At 73.6% G+C, this 21249-nt stretch carries 23 protein-coding genes; 7 read left to right on the top strand and 16 right to left on the bottom strand.

What is annotated here, in order from left to right; genetic code table 11:
• Positions 1 to 8: 8 nt before the first annotated feature.
• From adfB to AB0H83_RS37870, 4 genes are all read right to left on the bottom strand, one after another.
• Positions 9 to 323: an actinodefensin-associated protein B gene (gene adfB / locus AB0H83_RS37885; protein WP_360103745.1), complete on the bottom strand. Its 315-nt coding sequence runs from the start codon at positions 321 to 323 to the stop codon at positions 9 to 11.
• Complete coding sequence (locus AB0H83_RS37880; protein WP_360103742.1) at positions 320 to 1801, bottom strand: hypothetical protein; 1482 nt, start codon at positions 1799 to 1801, stop codon at positions 320 to 322. The genes adfB and AB0H83_RS37880 overlap by 4 nt, the downstream gene beginning before the upstream one ends.
• Complete coding sequence (locus AB0H83_RS37875; RefSeq protein ID WP_360103739.1) at positions 1798 to 2190, bottom strand: hypothetical protein; 393 nt, start codon at positions 2188 to 2190, stop codon at positions 1798 to 1800. Before AB0H83_RS37875 ends, AB0H83_RS37880 begins: the two co-directional genes overlap by 4 nt.
• A gap of 80 nt (positions 2191 to 2270) precedes the next feature.
• The gene (locus AB0H83_RS37870) at positions 2271 to 2459 is read right to left on the bottom strand and encodes a hypothetical protein (protein WP_360103736.1); all 189 of its coding nucleotides are present in this window, start codon (positions 2457 to 2459) and stop codon (positions 2271 to 2273) included.
• Positions 2460 to 2612: 153 nt separating this feature from the next.
• On the opposite strand from AB0H83_RS37870, the gene AB0H83_RS37865 reads away from it, so the two are divergent.
• The 6 genes from AB0H83_RS37865 to AB0H83_RS37840 all read left to right on the top strand — a co-directional run bounded on the left by AB0H83_RS37865 (position 2613) and on the right by AB0H83_RS37840 (position 9044).
• Positions 2613 to 3674 carry a hypothetical protein gene (locus tag AB0H83_RS37865; RefSeq protein ID WP_360103733.1) on the top strand — a complete coding sequence of 354 codons (1062 nt, stop codon included), beginning with the start codon at positions 2613 to 2615 and terminating at the stop codon, positions 3672 to 3674.
• Complete coding sequence (locus AB0H83_RS37860; RefSeq protein ID WP_360103730.1) at positions 3671 to 5197, top strand: alpha/beta hydrolase; 1527 nt, start codon at positions 3671 to 3673, stop codon at positions 5195 to 5197. The genes AB0H83_RS37865 and AB0H83_RS37860 overlap by 4 nt, the downstream gene beginning before the upstream one ends.
• 127 nt (positions 5198 to 5324) lie before the next feature.
• Positions 5325 to 6716, top strand: coding sequence for an AAA family ATPase (locus AB0H83_RS37855; RefSeq protein ID WP_360103727.1), 1392 nt, complete (start codon positions 5325 to 5327; stop codon positions 6714 to 6716).
• Between the two features lie 19 nt (positions 6717 to 6735).
• Positions 6736 to 7113: a GntR family transcriptional regulator gene (locus tag AB0H83_RS37850; protein ID WP_360103724.1), complete on the top strand. Its 378-nt coding sequence runs from the start codon at positions 6736 to 6738 to the stop codon at positions 7111 to 7113.
• Positions 7114 to 7170: 57 nt separating this feature from the next.
• Complete coding sequence (locus AB0H83_RS37845; protein ID WP_360103721.1) at positions 7171 to 8076, top strand: ABC transporter ATP-binding protein; 906 nt, start codon at positions 7171 to 7173, stop codon at positions 8074 to 8076.
• The gene (locus AB0H83_RS37840; protein WP_360103718.1) at positions 8073 to 9044 is read left to right on the top strand and encodes a hypothetical protein; all 972 of its coding nucleotides are present in this window, start codon (positions 8073 to 8075) and stop codon (positions 9042 to 9044) included. The genes AB0H83_RS37845 and AB0H83_RS37840 overlap by 4 nt, the downstream gene beginning before the upstream one ends.
• Positions 9045 to 9081: 37 nt before the next feature.
• Here AB0H83_RS37840 and AB0H83_RS37835 read toward each other — a convergent pair whose 3' ends face one another.
• The 9 genes from AB0H83_RS37835 to pcaH all read right to left on the bottom strand — a co-directional run bounded on the left by AB0H83_RS37835 (position 9082) and on the right by pcaH (position 17213).
• Positions 9082 to 9918 (bottom strand): transposase, encoded by an 837-nt coding sequence (locus AB0H83_RS37835; protein ID WP_360103715.1) that lies wholly within the window; start codon positions 9916 to 9918, stop codon positions 9082 to 9084.
• Positions 9919 to 10081: 163 nt separating this feature from the next.
• Complete coding sequence (locus tag AB0H83_RS37830; RefSeq protein WP_360103712.1) at positions 10082 to 11692, bottom strand: RICIN domain-containing protein; 1611 nt, start codon at positions 11690 to 11692, stop codon at positions 10082 to 10084.
• Positions 11693 to 11809: 117 nt separating this feature from the next.
• Positions 11810 to 12991 (bottom strand): 4-hydroxybenzoate 3-monooxygenase, encoded by a 1182-nt coding sequence (locus tag AB0H83_RS37825; RefSeq protein WP_360103709.1) that lies wholly within the window; start codon positions 12989 to 12991, stop codon positions 11810 to 11812.
• Between the two features lie 85 nt (positions 12992 to 13076).
• Positions 13077 to 13715, bottom strand: coding sequence for a 3-oxoacid CoA-transferase subunit B (locus AB0H83_RS37820; protein ID WP_360103707.1), 639 nt, complete (start codon positions 13713 to 13715; stop codon positions 13077 to 13079).
• Positions 13712 to 14377 carry a 3-oxoacid CoA-transferase subunit A gene (locus AB0H83_RS37815; RefSeq protein ID WP_360103704.1) on the bottom strand — a complete coding sequence of 222 codons (666 nt, stop codon included), beginning with the start codon at positions 14375 to 14377 and terminating at the stop codon, positions 13712 to 13714. The genes AB0H83_RS37820 and AB0H83_RS37815 overlap by 4 nt, the downstream gene beginning before the upstream one ends.
• Positions 14374 to 14742 (bottom strand): 4-carboxymuconolactone decarboxylase, encoded by a 369-nt coding sequence (pcaC, locus tag AB0H83_RS37810; RefSeq protein ID WP_360103701.1) that lies wholly within the window; start codon positions 14740 to 14742, stop codon positions 14374 to 14376. The genes AB0H83_RS37815 and pcaC overlap by 4 nt, the downstream gene beginning before the upstream one ends.
• The gene (locus AB0H83_RS37805; RefSeq protein ID WP_360103699.1) at positions 14732 to 15943 is read right to left on the bottom strand and encodes a lyase family protein; all 1212 of its coding nucleotides are present in this window, start codon (positions 15941 to 15943) and stop codon (positions 14732 to 14734) included. Before AB0H83_RS37805 ends, pcaC begins: the two co-directional genes overlap by 11 nt.
• Positions 15940 to 16473, bottom strand: coding sequence for a protocatechuate 3,4-dioxygenase subunit alpha (pcaG, locus tag AB0H83_RS37800; RefSeq protein ID WP_360103696.1), 534 nt, complete (start codon positions 16471 to 16473; stop codon positions 15940 to 15942). The genes AB0H83_RS37805 and pcaG overlap by 4 nt, the downstream gene beginning before the upstream one ends.
• Entirely contained in the window at positions 16470 to 17213 is a 744-nt protein-coding gene (pcaH, locus tag AB0H83_RS37795) for a protocatechuate 3,4-dioxygenase subunit beta (RefSeq protein ID WP_360103694.1), read from the bottom strand. The genes pcaG and pcaH overlap by 4 nt, the downstream gene beginning before the upstream one ends.
• Before the next feature lie 84 nt (positions 17214 to 17297).
• Between pcaH and AB0H83_RS37790 the strand changes: the two genes are divergently transcribed.
• Entirely contained in the window at positions 17298 to 18050 is a 753-nt protein-coding gene (locus AB0H83_RS37790) for an IclR family transcriptional regulator (RefSeq protein WP_360103692.1), read from the top strand.
• Between the two features lie 34 nt (positions 18051 to 18084).
• Here AB0H83_RS37790 and AB0H83_RS37785 read toward each other — a convergent pair whose 3' ends face one another.
• From AB0H83_RS37785 to AB0H83_RS37775, 3 genes are read right to left on the bottom strand one after another with little or no spacing between them, the layout of a single operon-like run.
• Positions 18085 to 19314: an ABC transporter substrate-binding protein gene (locus AB0H83_RS37785; protein ID WP_360103690.1), complete on the bottom strand. Its 1230-nt coding sequence runs from the start codon at positions 19312 to 19314 to the stop codon at positions 18085 to 18087.
• Positions 19211 to 20341 (bottom strand): branched-chain amino acid ABC transporter permease, encoded by a 1131-nt coding sequence (locus AB0H83_RS37780; RefSeq protein ID WP_360103688.1) that lies wholly within the window; start codon positions 20339 to 20341, stop codon positions 19211 to 19213. The genes AB0H83_RS37785 and AB0H83_RS37780 overlap by 104 nt, the downstream gene beginning before the upstream one ends.
• The gene (locus AB0H83_RS37775) at positions 20334 to 21224 is read right to left on the bottom strand and encodes a branched-chain amino acid ABC transporter permease (RefSeq protein WP_360103686.1); all 891 of its coding nucleotides are present in this window, start codon (positions 21222 to 21224) and stop codon (positions 20334 to 20336) included. The genes AB0H83_RS37780 and AB0H83_RS37775 overlap by 8 nt, the downstream gene beginning before the upstream one ends.
• Between the last annotated feature and the right edge of the window lie 25 nt (positions 21225 to 21249).

The raw sequence follows: 21249 nt of genomic DNA, 5'->3' as shown, positions 1-21249 counted from the left end.
ATGTCTCCTCAGCGTCCAGTGGGCGCAGCGGCGTCGGCGGACGCGCCGGCCAGGAACCAGCCGGCGTCGATGAGGTCGCCGGCGAACTTCCACGCGGCGAGTCCCGCCGCGGGCGGTGGGAAACCGAGCGCGAGGAGCCGGTCGACGACGGCCGCGGCGCCCTCACCGAACTCGGTGAGCTGCAGGGTCACGGCATTGACGAGGACGAGGCCGCCGTACGGCAGCGGCGTGGCGACGACGTCAGGCGCGAGGCGCAACGGGGTGCCGGTCTTCGGTGGGCCGCTCGCCGCGGCGGTGCCGGTGCCGGTCGTCGGGGCGCTCACGACCGGCCTCGCAGCCAGCGGTCGATCCAGACGAGCCGCAGCAGCGGCAGGGCGTGCTCGGTCAGATCCCGGCCGTCGCGCAGGTCGTGGGTGACCGCGCGGACGTCGACGACCCCGAGGTCGGCGAGGGCGCAGCCGCGTTGCAGCTCCAGCGCGAGCTTCTCCCGGCGGCGGCGCAGGTGGTCGGCGGCGCCGAGGCGCAGCCAGAAGCCGGACGACGCCCGCCGGACCCCGGTGATCCCGGCGGCCTCGACCACCGCCCGCAGCGGCCGGTGGTTCTCGAAGACGCCGTGCCGGATCCGGCCGAGCCGCCGGGCGGGGATCGCGGCGGCGGCGGCGTGCACGCGCGGGTCGAGGGCGGGGGAGTGCAGCCCGCCGTCGCCGCGTTCCTCGAGGCCGGCGACCAGCCGGCCGAGGACCGGGTCGAGCTGGTCGAGATGGTCCTGCCAGACGGCCATCGAGCCGCGCTGCGCGACCTCGAGCTCCTGCCGGCCGGCCGGGGTGAGCCAGGGCAGCCGGCTGCCGCCGGTCGGCGACGGTGGGGGCGGCGCCCCGACCTGCTGCACGTCGGGCGCGCCGGCGGCGGCCGCACCGTCGCCGGGACGGTAGACGATGCGGTTGCCCATCAGCTCGCGCGCCGTGGCGAGGCGGCGCAGGGTGCCGGAGATGTGGAACGGCTCGCACGCGAGCAGCCGGCGCGCGCGCAGGCCCGCGTCGATGTCGGGGAGCTTCACCGCGGTCAGGTCCTCCAGCAGCCCGCCGCCGACGAGGGGAAGGTCCCGCCCGGCGCGGATCGCGGCGGTCAGCCGGCGGCGGACCTCGATGTCCGGCAGCACGGGCGCCGGTTCGTCGCCGGTGACCGGGTGGTGGTCGAACAGGTCGTCGAGGTCGGCACGGACGGTCTGCACCGCCAGGCCCGGGACCTCGGCCGGTGGCCGGTGACCGGGCAGCGCGAGACCGGCGTGCAGCAGCGCCGGACGGTGCCCGGCCCGAAGGGCGACCGCGACCACGAACGCCGAGCCGAGGCCGCCGCTGTACGCGACGGCATACCCGGCCGGCATCGCGTCGAGCACGGCGTGCACCGCGTCGGCGAGCCGCCCGGGCGGGGGAGTGTCCGGCGTTGCCGTCCGGCGGGTGGCGGTCGCGCCGGACGCGTCGAGCCGGACCGTGCCGCCGAGCATCAGCCGCCGTACCCCCGGCGCCACCGTCGACTCCGGCGGCCGCACCTGGCCGTTGAGCAACGCGAGCAGGTCACCGGCGCCGGGCGCGGGCGGGGTGCCGTCGGGGAAGAACGCCGCAAGGTCGGTGCCCCACTGCAGCGTGCCGGGGCCGACGCGGAAATACAGCGGGGTCGAGGACGGCCGCTCCCGGTGCAGCTCGACGGCGTCTGCGGTCCGCGTGCAGCGCACCCCGGGCGGTTCGGCGGGCGCGCCGGTGCACACGACGCGGCCGTCGATGAGTTCGGCCGAGCGCATCATGACGCCACCGCGCCGGCGGGGAGCCGGAGCACCTCGACGTACTCCTCGGCGACCGGCAGCGACGTGCTGACGACCCGGCCGTCACACGCGACCCACGGATAGACGCCGGCGGGGGACGCCGCCGGGCACAGCTCACGGCCCAGGTGCAGGCTCGCGGGATGGCCCAGCCGGCGCAGGCCGGCGGTGAGGTAGATGGCGTCGTCGACCGGGTCGAGGAAGCCCGCCGTCAACCGTTGCATGACCCGCAGCCGGACCACCGCGGCACGGGGGTCGCCGGTCGCCGCGCCGGCGACGGCCGGCCAGTGCGTGAGCTGGTAGACACCGTCGGCGCGGCGCGCCGACTCGACCTGTCGCAGCGCGGCACGGGCCGCGCGGATGAGTCCGAACACAAGTCCTCCCGAGTCTGTGTCCTGGTGGCGTGCGGCGGGGCCGGGCGGCCGTTTCCGGCCACCCGGCCCCGCTGTCTGAGCTACGCGTAGCGGCAGGTCCACCACTCGCAGATCAGGGAGACGGTCTCGTTGCAGCAGTCCGAGTCCCACCAGCAGCTGTAGCCCGCCATGCGGCACTCCTCGGCCACGGCGGTCGGCTCGGCGTACATGTGCTGCTGCAGGCCGGAGCCGGCCAGCCGTGATGCAACGGCGGTAGCGGTCGCGTTCATACCGTTCCCCCTTCCAGGGATGGGTCGTTGACGTCGATGACCGTATGGACGCAGCTGTCCCGATTCCAGGCATTGCGTGTCTCGGACTGTCTGAGACTGTCCGGGACGGGTCCGGACGGCCGTTTCGGCGATCGGCGCCCGACAATTCCTCGGATGACGACCGCTTTCGCTTCGGATGCCTTGTCCACGGCGCAGCGCTGGGCGGCGGATCGCCTCAGCGTCGCGGGGACGCCGGTGACGGGTCCGGGGGTGCCGCTCGGCCCGCGGGCATGGTCGGCGCACCTGCGGCTGCCGACGACCGCCGGGTCGGCGTTTCTGAAGGTGACCGCGCCGGTGTTCCGGCACGAGCCGGAGGTCACGCGGCTCCTCGCGGAGCGCTGCCCGGGCGCGGTGCCGGCGGTGCTCGCCGCCGAACCCGGCCGGGGATGGCTGCTGACCGCGGACTACGGCCCGCAGCCACGGCCCGCGGACCGGGCCGAGCTGGTCGCCGTGTTCCTCGCCGCCGCGCCGGTCCTCGCCCGCGTACAACGGGAGGCGGCGCCCCTCGCGCCGGCGCTGCTGCGGGCCGGCTGTCCCGACCACCGGTTGCCGGTCCTGCCCGACCGGTTCGCCGCCCTCGTCGACGCCTGCACCTCCGCCGCGCCTCCCCCCGGCCCGGACAGCCCCGAGCCGCCGTCGACCGGCGCCGAGCCGCCCTTCAGCGGTGCCGAGCCGCCGTCGTACGGCGCCGAGCCGATCTCGTACGGCGCCGAGCCGATCTCGTACGGCGCCGAGCCGCCCTTGACCGGTGCCGAGGTCGCCCGGCTGCGGGGTGGGCGCGGTCAGGTCGCCCGGGCGTGCGCGGCCCTCGCCGCGACCGGGCTGCCGGACACCGTCGTCCACCTCGACTGCTGGCGTGGCAACCTCGTCGTCCGCGACGACGCCGTCCTGATCGCCGACTGGGCGGAGAGCGCGGTCGGGCATCCGTGGCTGTCGCTCGACGTGCTCCTCGGCGACGTCCGGGCCGTCGAACCGGCGGCGGAGGCGGCCGTCGCGGACGCGTACGGGGCTCCCGCCGGCACCGCCCCGCTCACCCGGCTGCCGGCACTCGTCAGCCGGGCGCTGCTGTGGCGGTCGGCGACGCGGTCGCTCACCGGCGCGGCCCGGGCCGCCTACGCCGGCACCGTCACCGCGCACCTGCGCGCCCTGGCCACCGCCCTGGAGGAGACCCGATGAGACGAACCGTCCTCGCCGTGATGATGATCGCGGCGCCGCTGGCCGTCGCGGTGCCCGCCCACGCGGCCGGGGAACCGGCCGCGTGGGCGGCCTGCCAGCAGGTGATCGGCATCCCGCTCGACCCGGCGGTTGCCGACTGCGCCGTCATCGCCGTCCCTGTCGACCACCGGCGACCGGCGGACGGCACGGTCGGTGTCGTCACCCTGCGGCGCAAGGCGACCGACCCGTCCCGGCGCATCGGCGCGGTGTTCGTGAACCCCGGCGGGCCGGGCACGTCCGGGCTGCATTTCGCGTACCGCGCCGAGCGCTTCCTGTCCGCGGAGGTGCTCGCCCGGTTCGACATCATCGGCTTCGACCCGCGCGGCGTCGGGCAGAGCACCGCGCTGCGCTGCTTCGCCAGCCAGGAGGAGCACGACGAAGTCCTCGGCGGCCGGGTGTCCGTGCCGGTCGGTGCGGAGCAGGTCGACGCGGCGCTGCGGGCCGACCGGTCCTACACGCGACGCTGCGCGGAACGGGCGGGCCCGCTGCTGGCGCACATGAGCACCGCCGACGTGGCCCGCGACCTCGACGTGCTGCGGGCCGCGGCCGGTGAACCGGTGATGCGGTTCGTCGGGCTGTCCTACGGCACCTTCCTCGGCGCCACCTACGCGAACCTGTTCCCGGACCGGACCGCGGCACTGGTCCTGGACGGCAACGTCGACCCGCGGCTGCGTACCGCCGACGGACTGGAATACGACCGGCAGCGCGCGGACGGTTACGAGGAGGTCCTCGCCGCGTTCCTGAACGCCTGCGCGGCGGCCGGTCCGGCGTGCGCGCTCGCCGCCGGCGGCGACCCAGCGGCGAACTTCGCGGCCGTGCGGGAGCGGCTGCGGGGCGGCCCCGTCACGCTGCCGGACGGCCGGCAGGTCACGCTGAGCACGTTCGTCGCGCAGGTCATCGACGCGCTGTCGGCCGGGCGGCTGCCGGAACTCGCCCAGACCGTGGCCGATCTGGCGGCGGGCGACCCGGCCGCGGCGATCCTCGCTGATGCGGTGGTCCTCGGGGAGTCGCCCTACCGGTCCGATGACTCCGCGGACGCGGTGAACTGCCTCGACAAGCCGTACCCGCCGGTGCCGTCCCTCGCCCCGCTGCTGGCGCCGGTGTGGGAGGGGCGAGCGCCGACGTTCGGGCGGCTGCAGGCGTTCGACGGCGCCGCCTGCGCGACCTGGCCGGTCCGGTCGTGGGAGTCGCAGCGTTACAGCGGGCCGTGGAACCGTCCGACCGCGGGCCGTGCGCTGGTCGTCGGCAACCGTCACGATCCTGTCACGCAGCTCGCGTTCGCGCGGCGGATGGCGGCCGCCCTCGACCGCGCGGTGCTGCTGGAGGTCGACCGCTTCGGCCACACCGCGCTCGGCCTCAACCGCTGTGCCGACGTGTTGGCCAGCGCATATCTGATCGAAGGGACGCTGCCGGCGGCCGGCTCGGCGTGCCCCGCCGACGCCCCGCCCTTCCCGCGACGTTTGGGTGAACGTCCGGTTACGTAGTGCTGGACATCGATCGACGCCGCCCGATAGAGTCGAATCAACTAGTCGGTTAAAGCACTCGTCAAGTAGTGAAATGAGGACAGTCGGCCGGCTTCTTGAGTTCAACTGCGCTGCGGGGAGCGTATCGATGAAGCATGGAGTGCCGGAGCCGTGCCGGGCCCGGACGGAGAGCGAGTTCGTCGGGCTGTTGCGGCATCTGAAGGAGTGGTCCGGCCTCACCTACCGGCAACTGGAGCTGCGCGCCCGCCGCCAGGGCGCGCAACTGCCGCGCAGCACCGTCGCCGCGGCGCTGGGGCGGGCCAGCCTGCCGCGGGAGGAGGTCGTCGACGGCATCGTGCGGGCCTGCGGCCACGATCCGGACCCGTGGCTGGAGGCCCGCGCGAAGCTCGCGCTGGGCGGTGCGGCCGAGCTCCCGGGCGATTCCGCACCCCGCCAGCTTCCGCCCGCGGCGACCGCGCTCGCCGGACGGGAGGCGGAGCTGGAGCAACTGCGCCGGATGCTGGCGCCGGATGCCCCGCAGACCAGGGTGATCGTGATCAGCGGTACGCCCGGCGGCGGCAAGTCGGCGCTGGCGCTGCATGCCGCGCGGCACGCCGCCGAGCGGTTCGCCGACGGGCAGCTCTACGTCAACCTGCGAGGTTCGGCGGCCGACGCCCGTCCGCTGCCGCCGCGGGAGATCGTCGCCCGGCTGCTGCGTGGGCTCGGGGTGAGCGGCGCCGGCGTCCCGGAGACCGCCGACGAGGCCGCCGCGCTGCTGCGCACGGTCGTGGCGGGCCGGTCGTTCCTGGTACTGCTGGACAACGCGGCGTCGGCGGCGCAGGTGCGGCACCTCGTCCCGCTCGGAGCCGGCAGCACGGTGATGGTGACGTCGCGGCACCGGATGACCTCGCTGGAGGGCTCGGCGCACGTCGCGGTCGGCTCGCTGTCGCCGGCGGGGGCGATGTGGATGCTGGAGCGCCTGCTCGGTGCCGACCGGGTGCGGGGCGAGCCCGCCGCGGTCGCGCGGCTCGCGCAGCTGTGCGGATACCTGCCGCTCGCGTTACGGGTCGCCGCCGCGCGGCTGGCGGTCCGCCCCGACTGGCCGGTGGCCGGGCTGGTGGAGCGGCTGCGGGACGAGCGGGCCCGCCTCGACGAGCTGCGGGTCGACGACGTCGAGGTCGCAGCGAGTCTCGCGATGAGCTATCGCGACCTGACCGCCTGCACCGGTCGCGTCGCCGGTGCGGCGCTCGGTGCGTTTCACCTCATGGGGACCCTGTCGGGCCCGGAGGTCGAGTCGCAACTGGTGGCGGAGCGGCTGGGGCTCACCGCCGCGGACGCCGACGGGGCGATCGAGCGGCTCGTCGAGGCGCACCTGCTGGAGGTGGCCGGCGGCGGCCGGTACAGGATGCCCGACCTGCTCTGGCTGTTCGCCGGGCAGCAGGTCCGGCTGCACGGCTGGCAACCCCCGCCGAGGCGGCCGGACCGGCGCGTCGTCTTGACAGCTCCGGGTACCGCCGCCCAAACTGGCTTCACTAACTAATTAGTGAAAGCAGTCTGGAGTGATCGAGTTCCGCATCGACCGGCGCTCGGGTGTGGCGACATATCTGCAGCTGGTCCATCAGACCAAGCACGCGCTCCGGCTCGGGCTGCTGCAGCCCGGTGATCGTCTCCCGACGGCCAAAGAGGTCGTCGCGGCCACCGCGATCAACCCGAACACCGTGCTGAAGGCATACCGGGAGCTCGAACGCGAAGGGCTCGTCGAGCCGCGACCGGGGCTGGGCACATTCGTGCGGCGCTCGCTTGCCAGCGCGGGCACCCAGGCCGACGGGCCGCTGCGTGGCGACCTTGACGGCTGGCTCCAGGCGGCGAAGGCCGCGGGGCTGGAGCGTGAGGACGTCGAGGCGCTGTTCAAGTCCGTGCTCGACACGCACTACTGACCATCGCACCACTGACCACCGCACTGCTGGTCATCGACACATGAGGGAGCAGGCACATTGGGCACCGACACGGGTCACGTCGCATTGGCGGCGCGCGACCTCGGCAAGCGGTACCGCCGGGGCTGGGCGCTGCGCAACTGCACGTTCGAGCTGCCACTGGGCCGGGTCTCCGCGCTGGTCGGGCCCAACGGCGCCGGCAAAAGCACGCTGATGGCGCTGTCCACCGGCCTGCTGCGCCCCAGCGAGGGCGCCGTCGAGGTGCTCGGCAACACCCCGGGCACCGGCGGGACGGACTCCAAGCTGGCGTTCCTCGCGCAGGACAAGCCGCTGTACCGCAGGTTCACCGTCGACGAGATGCTGCACGCGGGCCGGGCGCTCAACCCGCGCTGGGACCACGCGTATGCGCACCGGCTCGTGCAGGACGCGGGCGTCAACCCGGCGGCACGCATCAGCACGCTGTCCGGCGGGCAGCGCACCCGGGTAGCCCTCGCGCTCGCCCTCGGCCGCCGCCCGCAGCTGCTCATGCTGGACGAGCCGCTCGCCGACCTCGACCCCCTCGCCCGCGAGGAGGTCATGCAGGCGGTGATGGCCGAGGTGGCCGAGACCGGCATGACCGTGCTGCTCTCCTCGCACGTGCTCGCCGACATGGAAGGCGTGTGCGACCACCTGATCCTCCTCGCCGGCGGCCGGGTCCACCTCGCCGGCGACGTCGAGGACCTGCTCGCCAACCACCGGCTGCTGATCGGCCCGCGCCGCGCCGAGGGCCACGGGCTGCCCGCCGGGGCGGTGATCGAGGCCCGTGCCACCGGCCGGCAGGAGACCCTCCTCGTCCGCAACGGCGGCTGGACCGCCACGACCGGCTGGGAACAGCTCGAACCGACCCTGGAAGAACTCGCGATGGCATACCTGCGCTCCGCGTCACCGTCCCGCTCGTCCCGCAGCCCGGAGGTGGCGGTCGCATGACCTGGATCGCATGGCGGCAGCAGCGCATGCAGGTGCTGCTCAGCATCGCCCTCATCGCCGTGGTCACGGGCGTGCTCGTCTACTTCCGCTTCGACGCCGTCACCTACATGGCCGACCACGGGATCAGCGGCTGCGTCGACATCGACGACGGCAGGTGCAGCACCTCGGCGATGGACGCGTTCGCCGGGCGGTACAAGAGTTACGTGGCGGTCCTCCCGCTCGTGCTGCTGTGCCTGCCGGTCCTGCTCGGCATGTTCGCCGGCGCGCCGCTCTTCGCGCGGGAGTTCGAGCAGGGCACCCACATCTTCGCGCTCACCCAGTCGGTCGGCCGGATCCGCTGGTGGTCGACGAAGCTGCTCATCGCGGCCGTGCCGGTCCTCGCCGGCACCGCGCTGCTCGGGCTCGTCGCCACCTGGAGCCTGCGTCCGCTGAGCTTCGTCGCCCACGGCCGCATGACCACGCCGGGCTTCGAGACGCAGGGCATCGTGGTCACCGCGTACACCCTGCTCGCGATCGCCGTCGGCGCCACCGCCGGCCTGCTCTGGCGCAACACGGTCGCCGCCATGGCGCTCACCATCGCCTGCTACCTGCTACTGCTCATCGGTGTCGCCGCCGTGGCCCGACCCAACTACACCGACCCGGTCGAGCGCCGCGGCACGGTCGCCGAGGGCAACGCCATCGGCTCGCAGAGCGGTCGCAGCCTCGTCCCCGACGACGCCTGGCGCGTGGGCTCGGCCTACTACAACGCCGCCGGCACCGCCGTCGACTTCGATCCGTCGTCCTGCAAGAGCACCGACGGCACCATCGAAACCTGCCTCAGCCGCCAGCAGATCGCCACCATCAGCGCCTCGTTCCACCCCGACGGCCAGTTCTGGCGCCTGCAGCTCACCGAGTCCCTCATCTTCCTCGTCGCCGCGACCGCCCTGCTCACGCTCGGCGCCTGGGCGCTGCTCAAACGCCTGCTTTGACGTCCTCCCCCAGCTGAAGCAGGGAGATTCCGGTCTGCTACGCCCCCGCGGGGGCAAGCTCCCGGCGGGTTACCGCTTCGCGGCGCTGCGCCGGGACGGGTCCCGGTCTTACCTGCGCTCCACGGTCGTTGCTGTCCGCCCGTCCGGCGGCCAGGATGTTTCTCGCTGCGTTCACGTCGCGGTCGTGGGTGGCCCCGCAGGGGCAGGTCCACGACCGGACGTTGAGCGGCTGCTTGTCGCCGAGCTGCCCGCAGTCCGAGCACATGCGGGTCGACGGCAAGAACCGGTCGACCTTGCCGAACGTGCGCCCGGCACGGGCCGCCTTGTACTCCAGCATCGCGGTGAACGTCGCCCACCCCGCGTCGTGTACCGACTTCGCCAGCCGGGTCCTGCCCAGACCAGCCACGCACAGCTCCTCGACGTACACCGCTTGGTTGTCGCGGACGATCGTCGTGGACAGCTTGTGCAGCCAGTCCCTGCGGGTGTCGGCCACCTTGGCGTGGGCTTTGGCGACCTTGACGACGGCCTTTCTGCGGTTGTTCGAGCCGCACTCCTTGCGGCTCAACGACTTCTGCAGCTTGCGCAGCCTGCGTGCCGCCTTACGCAGGAACTGCGGTGCGACGATCTTCGAGCCGTCGGAACGGATCGCGAAGTGCGTCAGCCCCAGGTCGATCCCGATCTCCGAGTCCGATGGCGGGAGCGGAGCACCCCCGGCCTGTACGACGAACGAGGCGAAATACCGCCCGGCCGCGTCCTTGACCACCGTGACCGATGTCGGTTCGGCGGGCAGATCCCGCGACCAGCGCACCTCCACGTCGCCGACCTTCGGCAGGCGCAGACACCCGTTGGGCAACACCTTGAAGCGGGCGTTCACGGTGAACCGGGCTATCGCACCCGCCGGGGGCATGGGCTCGAATCCCGTCTTCCCGACAAGCCAAACAGCCGTTGGCCAGAGCATGAGCCCGGGTCAACGGCTGTTTCGCTGTGTCGCATGATCCTTGAACGACCTGCTGCGGCGGCACGCCGAGATGCGCGGATCAGCAGCGGGAGATCGTCGAGTTGTTCAGCGCGACGTTGGAGATCGTGAGCCGGTCGGCGCACGGGTTCTCCACGATGCGGTTGTTGACGAGCGTGAAGTTGCGCAGGGTGATGTCGGCGTTGCCGGGGAACTCGGTGCGTTCGGCGAGGCGGACCTCGCCGCCGCCGCTGATCGTGCCGCCGTTCGTGGCGAGGCTGACGTTGTAGCAGTTCTCGATCAGGACGGCGTTGTTGCCGGTGTTGGCGATGTCGACCCGGTCGATGACGGCTCCGCCGCTCTCGGAGACGCAGAAGATGCCCCGGCCGCCGCCCCGGGCGCGCACGGTGCCGACGCGGATGTTGGTGGGGTACGAGCTGCCGATGCGTCCGTTGCGGTTGGCCATGCGGAACGCGGCGTAGCCGGTGCCGGTGCCGGCGTTCTCCGCGTCGACGGTGCCGACGGTGGCGTTGATCGTCTGGTTGAGCAGCAGGCCGGACTCGCCGACGTTGCGCGCGGTCACGGTGCCGATGGTGATGCCGTCCACACCGTACGTCTCCACCGCGTGCGATCCCGCGCCCGACACGTACACCGTGTCGATGCGGACGTTGCGCGTCCACTGGCTCGTGTCGCCCCGGTTGTCGATGCGGACGCCGAGCCCGCCGGACAGGCGCATGTCGATCTGGCCGAGCACGACGTTGGTGACGTTGCGCATGAAGATGCCGTACAGCGGGGCGCCGGTCACGTTCAGGTGCTGGACCTCGACGTCGGTGGTGCCGCGCGAGTAGATGGGCGCCTGGTCCCCGGAGCCGCTCCCGGTGACGTTGATCGTGCCGCAGACGTCGATTGTGGTGTAGCTGGGCAGCGAGATCCGCGATCCGGCGCTGATCGACCCGGAGCCGCGCACCACGACGCGCTGCTTCGAGGTCCGCCCGGACGACAGGCTGTTCACGGCGGCCTGCACCGCGGCGCGCATGTCGGTGCCGGTGTACGCCGTGGTGCCGCCGTTGCGCGCGGTCCACGTGCCGCCGCTGAGCACGGCCTCGGCGTTGAACGAGCCGCTGCCGCAACCGCTCGCCGGGGGCGTGCTCGGCGTGCCGCTGCCGACGCGGGCCAGCGTCCACTGCTGGTTGGCGGCGTCGAGGTCGGTGTACTGCGAGATGCGGCCGCCGTCCGCGGTGGACCACTCCCACACGTCCAGGGCCTTGCCGCTGTGCCGGTTGAGCAGCCGCACGTACCCGCCGGCGGAGTCCTTCAGCGTGAACTGCTGGCGGTTGTTGCCCGCGACCGCGCTCTGCTGGTAGAGGTTCGCGCCGTCGGTGGCGTTGGCCAGCTCGAGGACCTTGCCGCTGTGCCGCGATCGGATCTGGTAGTAGCCGTTGTCGGTGGGCACGAACTGCCACTGCTGCACGGCGAGGTCGTTGCGGGTGAACTGGTTGACGGGGGCGCCGTCGGCGGTGGACCACTGCCACAGGTCCATCGCCTTGCCGCTGTGCCGGTTCACGATCGCGTACCAGGCCGAGGTGTCGACCGTGGCGGCCGAGGCGGCGGGCAGGCCGACGGCGACGCCCGCGCCAAGCAGCACGCTCACCGCCGCTCCGACGAGCAGGCTCATGCGCCAGCGACGCTTCATGATGCGTTCTCCTCACCAGGAAAAGGCTTTCCCAAGGAATCCGGCGAAGCTATCGGAGTCTCTCGATGGCGTCAAATGCGGCTGAAACTTACAATGCTCCGTGAATGTCCACTACGGTCACGGTGCCGGCCAGCCGGTGTAGCCCTCGGCGAGGTAGCGGCGGCCGGCCTCGGAGGCGACGAGGGCGGCCAGCTCGCCCTCCTGGCGGCGCAGGTCGAACGGGTCGGCCCCCGGCGGGGTGTGCAGCATGGTCGTCATCCAGTAGGAGAAGTGCTGGGCCCGCCAGACCCGGGCGAGGGCCCGGGCGCTGTAGTCGTCCAGCAGCGCCGGGTCGCGCCGGTGTACGGCCCGTTCCAGGACCTCGGCCAGGACGCGGACGTCGGCGAGGGCGAGGTTGAGGCCCTTCGCCCCGGTCGGTGGGACGGTGTGGGCGGCGTCGCCGGCGAGGACCAGCCGGCCGCGGCGCATGGGCTCCTGGACGAAGCTGCGGAAGGGCAGCACGGTCTTCTCGATGATGGGGCCCTCACTGAGCCGGAAACCGTCCGGACCGGCCAGGCGGGCCTGCAGTTCGGCCCAGATGCGCTCGTCGGGCCAGCCGGTGGGGTCGGTGGCCGGGTCGCACTGCAGGTACATGCGCTGGACGGTGGCGGTGCGCTGGCTGATGAGGGCGAACCCCCGGCCCGAGCGGGCGTAGATGAGCTCGGCCGCGCTCGGCGGGGCCTGGCAGAGGATGCCGAACCAGGCGTAGGGATACTCACGGAAGTACCACCGGCGCTCCGGCTCCGGGAAGGCGTGGCGGCAGATGCTGCGGGAGCCGTCGGCGCCGACGAGGTAGTCGCAGCGGATCTCGTGGGCCGCCCCGTCCGCGTCGGTGTAGCGGATGACGGGGCGGTCGAGGACGTCGGCGACGGCGGTGTCGCGGACGCCGAAGCGCACGTCGCCGCCGTCGCGGGCGCGGGCGTCGGCGAGGTCGACGAAGACGGCGGTCTGCGGGTACAGCCAAGTGGAGGCACCGGCCAGGCCCTGGAAGTCGATGCGGTGGCTCTCGCCGCCGAAGCGCAGGTCGATGCCGCGGTGCTCGTGGCCGTCGGTGAGGACCCGGCCGGACACGCCGGCGTCGACGAGGAGCCGGACGCTGTCGCGTTCGAGGATGCCGGCCCGGTGGGTCGTCTCGATCTCGGCGCGGGTGCGGTGGTCGACGGCGACCGAGTCGACGCCGGCCCGGGCGAGCAGGTGCGAGAGCATCAGGCCGGCCGGACCGGCGCCGACGATGCCGACCGTGGTGCGGGTGGCGCTCATGCCGTCACATCCGCTGCGCTCCGGCGCCGGCCTGAGCCCCACCCTGCGCTCATGCTTCGCAGCCCTCCGCTCCGCTCCGGGCTACTCATGCGGGGCCTGCGTCGAGGCGGACCGGCACGCGGCGCCGCAGCTCGTCGAGGGTGATGCCGAACAGGTCGCGCACGCGCACGCCGCCGGCCCGGTCCAGCAGGAACACGGCGTGGTCGGTGTAGATCCGGCTGACGCACCGTACACCGGTCAGCGGGTAGGTGCAGGCCGCGACGAGCTTGCTGGTGCCGTCCTTGGCGAACAGGGTCATCATCACGAACGTCTCGCGGGCGCCGATGGCGAGGTCCATCGCGCCGCCGACGGCCGGGATGTCGTCGGGGCGGCCGGTGTGCCAGTTGGCGAGGTCGCCGGCGGCGGAGACCTGGTAGGCGCCGAGGACGCAGCAGTCGAGGTGGCCGCCGCGCATCATGGCGAACGAGTCGGCGTGGTGGAAGTAGGCGGCGCCGGGCAGCTCGGTCACCGGGACCTTGCCGGCGTTGACGAGGTCAGGGTCGACGTCGCCGCCGTGCGCCTGCGGGCCCATGCCGAGCATGCCGTTCTCGGTGTGCAGCACCACCCCGGAGCCGGCGGCGAAGTGGTCGGCGACCCGGGTCGGCAGGCCGATGCCGAGGTTGACGTAGGCGCCCGGCGGGATGTCCGCGGCGACGAGGGCGGCGAGTTCGTCGGTGTCGATCACGGTGCCTCCACCCGGACGATCCGGTCGACGTAGATCGACGGTGTGACCACGTGTTCGGGGTCGATGCCGCCGACCGGGACGACGGCGCGGACCTGCACGACGGTGGTCCGGGCGGCGGCGGCCATGATGGGGCCGAAGTTGCGCGCCGTCTTGCGGTACACGAGGTTGCCGGCCGCGTCGGCGGTGTGCGCGGCGATGAGGGCGTAGTCGGCCGGCAGCGGGTACTCCAGGACGTAGCCACGGCCGTCGATCACCCGGGTCTCCTTGCCCTCGGCCAGCGGCGTGCCGTAGCCGGTCGGGGTGAAGAAGCCGCCGATGCCGGCTCCGGCGGCGCGGATGCGCTCGGCGAGGTTGCCCTGCGGCACGAGCTCCAGCTCGATCTCGCCGGCCCGGTAGCGCCGGTCGAAGTGCCAGGAGTCGGGCTGCCGGGGGAACGAGCAGATGATCCGCCGGACCCGGCCGAGGGCGATGAGGGCGGCGAGGCCGCGGTCGCCGTTGCCGGCGTTGTTGTTGACGACCGTCAGGTCGCCGGCCCCGGCCTCGATCAGCGCCTCGATGAGCTCGACCGGCTGCCCGGCGGCGCCGAACCCGCCGAGCATGACGGTCGAGCCGTTGGCGACGCCGGCGACCGCCTCGCGGGCGGTGGCGGGAAACGTGGTCATCCGGCCAGCTCCTCATCGAGTACAGGGCCGGCCGCGGCGAACGCGTGGTTGGCCGCGGGCACCCCGCAGTAGACCGCCGCGTGCAGGAGCACCTCGGCGATCTCCTCGCGGGTCAGGCCGTTGCGGCGGGCGGCGCGCACGTGCATCGCGAACTCGCCCCAGTGCCCGCCGGCCATCAGCGCGGTCAGCGTGATCATGCTGCGGGCGCGGCGGTCCAGGCCCGGTCGCGTCCAGACCTCGCCCCACGCGTACCGGGTGATGAACGCCTGGAAGTCGGCGGTGAACGGCGTGGTGGCGGCGACCGCCCGGTCGACGTGGGCGTCGCCGAGGACCTCCCGCCGCACCGCCATCCCGTCATCGGTCATCATCGGCTCCTTCGCCGGTCCTGGAGCGCATCGGCGGTCGCCTGAGGTCGAGGGTCGCGGCGTGGCGGGCGAGGGCGCGGTCCACGAGGGCGCCGGCGACGCCGAGGTACCCGTCGACGTCCGCATCTTGTGGATCGCCGCGTTCGGCGAGGAGGTCCGCGGCGGCGGCATGCGCCCGGCGAGCCATGACATCCGGGTGTACCCGCAGATCGCGGGTCAGCTCCGCGGCCTGGCTCGCCGCGGTCGCCGTGACGAGCAGCAACGCCTGCAGGGCGGGCCACTCGCTGTGCCAGGCGCCGTCGGGCCGCTCGTCGACGGCCTGGGCGGCGGCCAGGTGCAGCTGGGCGGCGAGCAGCGGCGCCTGGGCCGCGGCGCTGCGGATCAGCACGCTGAGGACCGGGTTGTGCTTGTGCGGCATCGTCGAGGAGCCGCCGCGGCCTTCCGGGCCGCCCTCCTCGAGCTCACCGAACTCGGGCCGGGCGAGCAGGGCCACGCCGGCCGCGATGACGCCGAGCGCGTCGGTGACGGTGACGAGGGTGTCGCCGAGCCGGGTCACCGGGGTGCGGCGGGTGTGCCAGGGCAGCCCGGGGTCGGCGAGGCCGAGTTCGGCGGCGAAGACGGCGGCGGTGGCGAACGGGTCGGGCACGGTGCGGGCGAGCAGCGACAGCGTTCCGGCGGCGCCCCCGCACTGGGCGGGCAGTGCGGCGCGGGTTGCCGCGACCGCGTCGAGCGCGTCGAGCACGCCGGTCAGCCACTGGGCCGCCTTCAGCCCGAACGTGATCGGGACCGCGTGCTGGGTGAGAGTGCGCCCGGCCATCACGCTGTCGCGGTGCCGCCGCGCGTGTCCGGCCAGGGCGCCGGCGGTGGCGGCCAGGTCGTCGCGGACCCGGTCCAGGACCCGGGCGGCCAGGAGCATGAGCGCCGAGTCGAGGACGTCCTGGCTCGTCAGGCCGCGATGGATCAGGGCCGCGGCGGCGGGGTCGTCGACGGTTGCGCGCAGCGCGCGGACGAGCGGTACCACTGGATTGCCCGCATTTTCGGACTCCGCGAGCAGGTCGGACGGAGTCGGGTCCGCCCGGCCGGCGCCGCGCTGGCCCAGGGTGCGCGACCAGGCCGCCTCGACGGCCAGCATCGCCTCGGCCACCGCGGCGTCGTCGACGAGGGCGGCGACGCGGTGGCTGCCGGGCCGCAGGAGGCTCATCGGTGCGTCCCGTGCCGGGGAAACGTGAGGAACGTCGTCTGCCGCTCGCCCTGCAGGTGGATGTCGAACCGCCGGTCGCCGCCCGGCTCGCGGACGGCGACGAGCGTGGCCCGCTCCCGTGCGTCGAGGGTGGCCAGGAACGGGGCGTCGGCGGCGAGGTACGCGCGGGTGAAGAGCCGGTCGAGCAGGCCGCGGGCGAAGATGACGACGGCGAAGAACGGCGCCGCCGGCCCGGGCTCGACGGTGGTGAACGCGTAGTGCCCGCCCGCGTCGGTGCCGCACCGCCCCCAGCCGGTGAAACGGGTCCCGTCGCGGCGGATCGAGCCGTCCACGGTGGGCACGGTCCCGTCGGGTCCGGCCTGGCGGATCTCCAGCAGCGCGTCGGGGACGGGCGCGCCGTCGCCGTCGAAGACCGTGCCGTGCAGGCGGATCGCGGCCGGGTGGCCGGGCGGGACGAGCTCGTGGCCACGGGCGTAGGGCAGCGCGTAGCCGTAGAACGGGCCGATCGTCTGGCCGGGTGTCGGGTTCACGCGGCCTCCACCGGGGTGCGGTGGGCGCCGGTGAGCACGACGTCCCAGCGGTAGCCGAGCAGCCACTCCGGCTCGGACAGGTCGTGGTCGTAGGCGGCGACGAGCCGCTGCCGGGCCTGCGGGTCGGTGATCGACTGGGCGATCGGGTCGAGCGCGAACAGCGGGTCGGCGGGGAAGTACATCTGCGTGACCAGCCGTTGGGTGAACTCCGAGCCGAACAGCGAGAAGTGGATGTGCGCGGGCCGCCAGGCGTTGTGGTGGTTGCGCCACGGGTACGGGCCGGGCTTGATCGTGACGAAGCGGTAGCCGCCCTCGTCGTCGGTCAGGCAGCGACCGGCGCCGGTGAAGTTCGGGTCCATCGGCGCCGGGTGCCGGTCGCGTCTGTGCAGGTAGCGGCCGGCGGCGTTGGCCTGCCAGACCTCGACCAGCTGGCGGCGGACCGGCCGTCCGTCGCCGTCGAGCACCCGGCCCTGCACCACGATCCGCTCGCCGATCGGCTCCCCGCCGTGCTGGACGGTCAGGTCCGCCTCGAGCGGGTCGACGTCGCAGTGGCCGAAGACCGGCGCCACGAGCTCGGCGCCCTCGGGGTCGGCGGGGCGCAGGTCCTTGGTCGGATGGCGCAGGATCGAGCTGCGGTACGGCGGGAAGGCCAGCCGCGGCTGCCGGGCCGGACGGTCGGCCGCGTGCAGCGCCGCGATCTCGGCGGAGATCTGCCGCTGCGACTCCAGGGTCGGCGTCATGGACAACGACCGTAGGTCCGACCGACCGGCTTGGTCTACGCTGATCATCCACTCAGTGGAAGGGAATCGACGGTGGCCGGTCGGGTGTCAACCCCGGGAGCCTCGGTGGTCGGGCGCGCGTTCGCCGTGCTCGGCGCGTTCGACGAACAGCACCGCAGCCTCACCCTGTCCGAGCTGTCCCGCCGGACGGCCCTGCCCCTGGCCACGACGCATCGGCTCGTCGCCGAGCTCGTCGGCCTCGGCGCGCTCGACCGCCACGGGTCCGGCCGCTACACGGTCGGGCGGCGCATCTGGGGCATCGGGCTGCTCGCCCCGGTGCAGACCGGCCTGCGGGAGCTCGCGTCGCCGTTTCTGCACGACATCTTCGCCGCCACCCGGGCCACCGTGCACCTGGCCGTGCGGGACGGGACCGAGGTGCTGTACCTCGACCGCCTCAGCGGCAGCGAGTCGGTGCCCATCGTCAGCCGCGTCGGCACCCGGCTGCCGCTGCACTGCACCGGCGTGGGCAAGGTGCTGCTCGCCCACGCGCCGCGCGACGTCGTGACCGAGGTGCTCGGTTCGCTGCGCCGGGTGACGCCGTACACGATCGTGTCCGCCGACGTGCTCGCCACCCAGCTCGACCGAGCCCGGCGCGACGGCTACGCCACCACGGCCGACGAGATGTCGGTCGGCGCCAGCTCGGTCGCCGTGCCCGTGCTGCGGCACGGCACCGAGGTCGTGGCGGCGCTGGGGATCGTCGTGGCGCAGCTGCGCCGCGACCGCCGCCGCCTGGTCGCCGGGCTGCGCGTCGCGGCGCAGGGCATCGGCCGGGTGCTCGACCAGGCGGCGGCGCGGTGACGTCCGACGGACGGGCGTGCCGCGACGGCGCCGGTCAGGTCGCGTCGGCGCCGCGGTACGGGCCCTTCTCCAGGACCAGGCCGCCGGGCGCGTCGGCGGCCTTCATGAGGTACGACTCACGGGTCGGTGGCGCGCCCGCGGTGCTGTAGTCCAGCACCGCGGCCAGCCCGCCGGTGTCGACCTTGGTCAGCGACTGGCGCGCCTTGACCAGGCCCTGGCGGGTGAGGTCCTTCGCCGCGCAGGCGGACTCCAGCAGCTGGCGCATCACGTCGGCGCGCGCCCAGCCGTAGGAGATCTGCAGCGTCGGGTTGGTGCCGGGGTACTTGCTGAGGTACTTGTCCAGCACCGCCTTGGACGCCGGCTGGTCGAACGGGGAGACCGGCTGCGCACCGAGGAAGTGGCTCTTGAGGTAGGCCCCGCCGGGGGTCTTCAGCGCGCCGGGGGCGAACGTCTGGGTGTTGCCCAGCAGCGGCACCTGCATGCCCTCGGCGGCGGCCACGGCGGCGGCCGAGGCGAGCGGCCCGCTGCTCGTGGACAGCACGATCGCCTTGACGCCCTGCGCCTTCATCGCGGTGACGTGCGCGGTCATGTCGGTGTCGGTCGGCTTGATCTTCGCCTCGACGAGCTTGAGGTTGTGCGCGGCCGAGACCTTCTTGGCGCCGATGAGGCCGCTCTCGCCCAGCTCGCCCTCGAAGTAGATGTGGCCGATCGCGTCGCCGGCGGCGAGCGTCTTCTGGTCGAGCAGGTGGTCGAGCAGGTTGACCACCTCGAGGTCGGTGGTCGTGCCGACGACGGTCATCAGCGGGTTCTTCAGCAGCACCGGCGCCCAGCTGGCCGGCAGCGTGACGATGCCGGCCTTCTGGATGTCGGCGGACAGCGCCGCGTTCATCGGCGAGCCGAGGATCTGCTCGAAGACGAGGCTCTTGGTCTTCATGCTCGCGTACAACGAGACCGCAGTCTGCACGTTGTACCCGTGGTCGCGCACGTCGAGGTCGACCTGGAACCGGCCGCCGCAGACGCCGCCGGCGGCGTTGCGCTGCTCCCAGTACAGCTTCTCAGCGTTGGTCAGCTCGGTGGCCAGCGGCGCGAACTGCCCGGTCAGGTCGGTGAGCACGCCGAGACTGATCCGGTTGCCGCTGACCCCGACGTCGGTCTTGATCTCACCGGTCGGGCCGGAGCTCGGTGTGCTGGCTTTCCCGCTGCACGCGCTCAGGGTGACGCCGATGGTCACCGCGACGGCGAGCAGGCGGAGGGCTCGGTTCATGGATACTCCCAGGGGGTGTCTGGCGCAAACGGAGGCCGTTGAGGCCGCGGGCGCGCACGAGCACCACCGCGATGACGGCGATGCCGAACGCGTACCGGGCGGCGTGGCTGGCGGTGATGCCACCGCTGCCCGGTTCGGCGAGGAAGGGCAGGTCGGCGGCGTACTCCTGCAGCAGCACGGGCAGGGCGGTGACGACGGCGGCGCCGGCGATCGCGCCGCCGACCGAGCCGAGCCCGCCGATCACGATCATCACGAGGTACAGCACGGAAACGTCGAGCGCGAAGGACTGGGGTGCGACGCTGCCGATCGCGACGGCGTAGAGCACGCCGGCGAGCCCGGCGTACATGGAGGACAGGACGAACGCGAGGGCCTTGTACGACTGGACGGGGATGCCGACGGCGGCGGCCGCCGGCTCGCTGTCGCGCACCAGGATCAGTGCCCGCCCGACCCGGCCGGCCACCAGGTTGCGGGCGAACGCGGCGGCGAGCACCAGCGCGGTCCCGCCGATGTACCACAGCTTCTCGTACTCGCCGAACGGGACCTGGGCGATGACGGTGACCGTGTCGCCGACCAGGCCGGGGGTGCGCCGGCCGTTGAAGCCGCCGGTGAGTGGGGCGGCGACGTTGAGCACGTGCTGGCCGATGAGGACCAGGGCGATGCTGGCGATGCCGAGGTAGATGTGGCGCAGCCGGGCGGCGATCGGCGAGAACGCGAGCCCGGCCAGGCCGGCCAGCACGGCCCCGGCGACCGCGGCGACGGGCGTCGGCAGGCCGAGGCCGACGCGATCACCGTCGCTCGGCGCGGCCAGGACGCAGTACGTGACCGCGCCGACGCCGAGGAAGAACGCGTGCGCGAGGGAGAGCTGGCCGGCGGTACCGGTGAGCAGCGTCAGCCCGATCGCGCCGACGCCCGCGGCGGCGACCGAGAAGCCGAGCCGGAGCCAGAACTCGTCGAGGTAGTACGGCGGGACGAGGACCGCCAGCCCGATCGCCACCCACCCGGCGGTGGCCCGGATGCGCTCAGACACGGCCGGCCGCCCGGGTGCCGAACAGGCCCGCCGGCCGGACCAGCAGGACCGCGATCATCACGATGTACGGCACCACCTCGCCGGAGCCGCGCCCGAACACGGCGAGCTCGTCCTGGTAGCCGGCGGCGAGGCTCTCCGCGACGCCGACGATCAGGCCGCCGACGAGCGCCCCGGTCGTCGAGTCGAGCCCGCCGAGGATGGCGGCGGGCAGGGCCCGCAGTGCGACGAGGCCGACAGCGGGGGACAGGCCGGGCGTCGGGGAACCGGCGAGGAAGATCCCGGCGACGACGGCGAGCCCGCCGGCGAGCACCCAGCTCGTCGTGACGACCCGCCGCACCCGCACCCCGACCAGCGCCGCGGCCTCCGGGTCCTCGGCGGCCGCCCGCATCGCCACGCCCCAGCCGGTGAACCGGAACGCCAGCAGGAAAGCGGCGATGATGAGCGCCGCGACGCCGAGCGCGATGACCCGGTTGGCCGGCACCGCGACCTCGCCGAGCCGCACCGCGGCGCCGCCCCAGGGGTGGCCGAGCACCACGATGTCCGGCCCCATCCGGCGGCTGAGTTCGGTGCCCAGCACGATGTCCACGCCGATCGTCATGATGGCGAGGGCGACCGGGGCGGCGTCGCGCATCGGATCGGCGAGCAGCCGCTGCACCACCAGCCCGGCCCCGGCGCCGGTCAGCACGCCGAGGGCGACGGCGGCGGGGAAGCCGACCGTCTCCCAGGTCCGTGCGGTGACGTAGGCGCCGAGCAGCAGCAGCGAGCCGTGCGCGAAGTTCACCACGCCGGCGGCCTTGTACAGCAGCACGAAGCCCAGCGCGACGAGCGCGTAGATCGAGCCGGTGGACAGCCCGGTGAGCACGATCGACAGCAGTCGGGTCATGCCGCCACCTCCGCTGCGCTCCGGC

It is taken from the genome of Dactylosporangium sp. NPDC050688 (assembly GCF_040654515.1).
Taxonomy (GTDB): domain Bacteria; phylum Actinomycetota; class Actinomycetes; order Mycobacteriales; family Micromonosporaceae; genus Dactylosporangium.
Note: the sequence above shows the minus strand (reverse complement) of the source record. Positions and strands in the feature narration are given on the sequence as shown.

Coding starts and splice junctions, on each gene's coding strand:
- AB0H83_RS37880 (WP_360103742.1), bottom strand. CDS start 1,801: ATGATGCGCTCGGCCGAACTCATCGACGGCCGCGTCGTGTGCACCGGC.
- AB0H83_RS37870 (WP_360103736.1), bottom strand. CDS start 2,459: ATGAACGCGACCGCTACCGCCGTTGCATCACGGCTGGCCGGCTCCGGC.
- AB0H83_RS37865 (WP_360103733.1), top strand. CDS start 2,613: ATGACGACCGCTTTCGCTTCGGATGCCTTGTCCACGGCGCAGCGCTGG.
- AB0H83_RS37860 (WP_360103730.1), top strand. CDS start 3,671: ATGAGACGAACCGTCCTCGCCGTGATGATGATCGCGGCGCCGCTGGCC.
- AB0H83_RS37855 (WP_360103727.1), top strand. CDS start 5,325: ATGAAGCATGGAGTGCCGGAGCCGTGCCGGGCCCGGACGGAGAGCGAG.
- AB0H83_RS37840 (WP_360103718.1), top strand. CDS start 8,073: ATGACCTGGATCGCATGGCGGCAGCAGCGCATGCAGGTGCTGCTCAGC.
- AB0H83_RS37830 (WP_360103712.1), bottom strand. CDS start 11,692: ATGAAGCGTCGCTGGCGCATGAGCCTGCTCGTCGGAGCGGCGGTGAGC.
- AB0H83_RS37825 (WP_360103709.1), bottom strand. CDS start 12,991: ATGAGCGCCACCCGCACCACGGTCGGCATCGTCGGCGCCGGTCCGGCC.
- AB0H83_RS37815 (WP_360103704.1), bottom strand. CDS start 14,377: ATGACCACGTTTCCCGCCACCGCCCGCGAGGCGGTCGCCGGCGTCGCC.
- pcaC (WP_360103701.1), bottom strand. CDS start 14,742: ATGACCGATGACGGGATGGCGGTGCGGCGGGAGGTCCTCGGCGACGCC.
- AB0H83_RS37805 (WP_360103699.1), bottom strand. CDS start 15,943: ATGAGCCTCCTGCGGCCCGGCAGCCACCGCGTCGCCGCCCTCGTCGAC.
- pcaH (WP_360103694.1), bottom strand. CDS start 17,213: ATGACGCCGACCCTGGAGTCGCAGCGGCAGATCTCCGCCGAGATCGCG.
- AB0H83_RS37785 (WP_360103690.1), bottom strand. CDS start 19,314: ATGAACCGAGCCCTCCGCCTGCTCGCCGTCGCGGTGACCATCGGCGTC.
- AB0H83_RS37775 (WP_360103686.1), bottom strand. CDS start 21,224: ATGACCCGACTGCTGTCGATCGTGCTCACCGGGCTGTCCACCGGCTCG.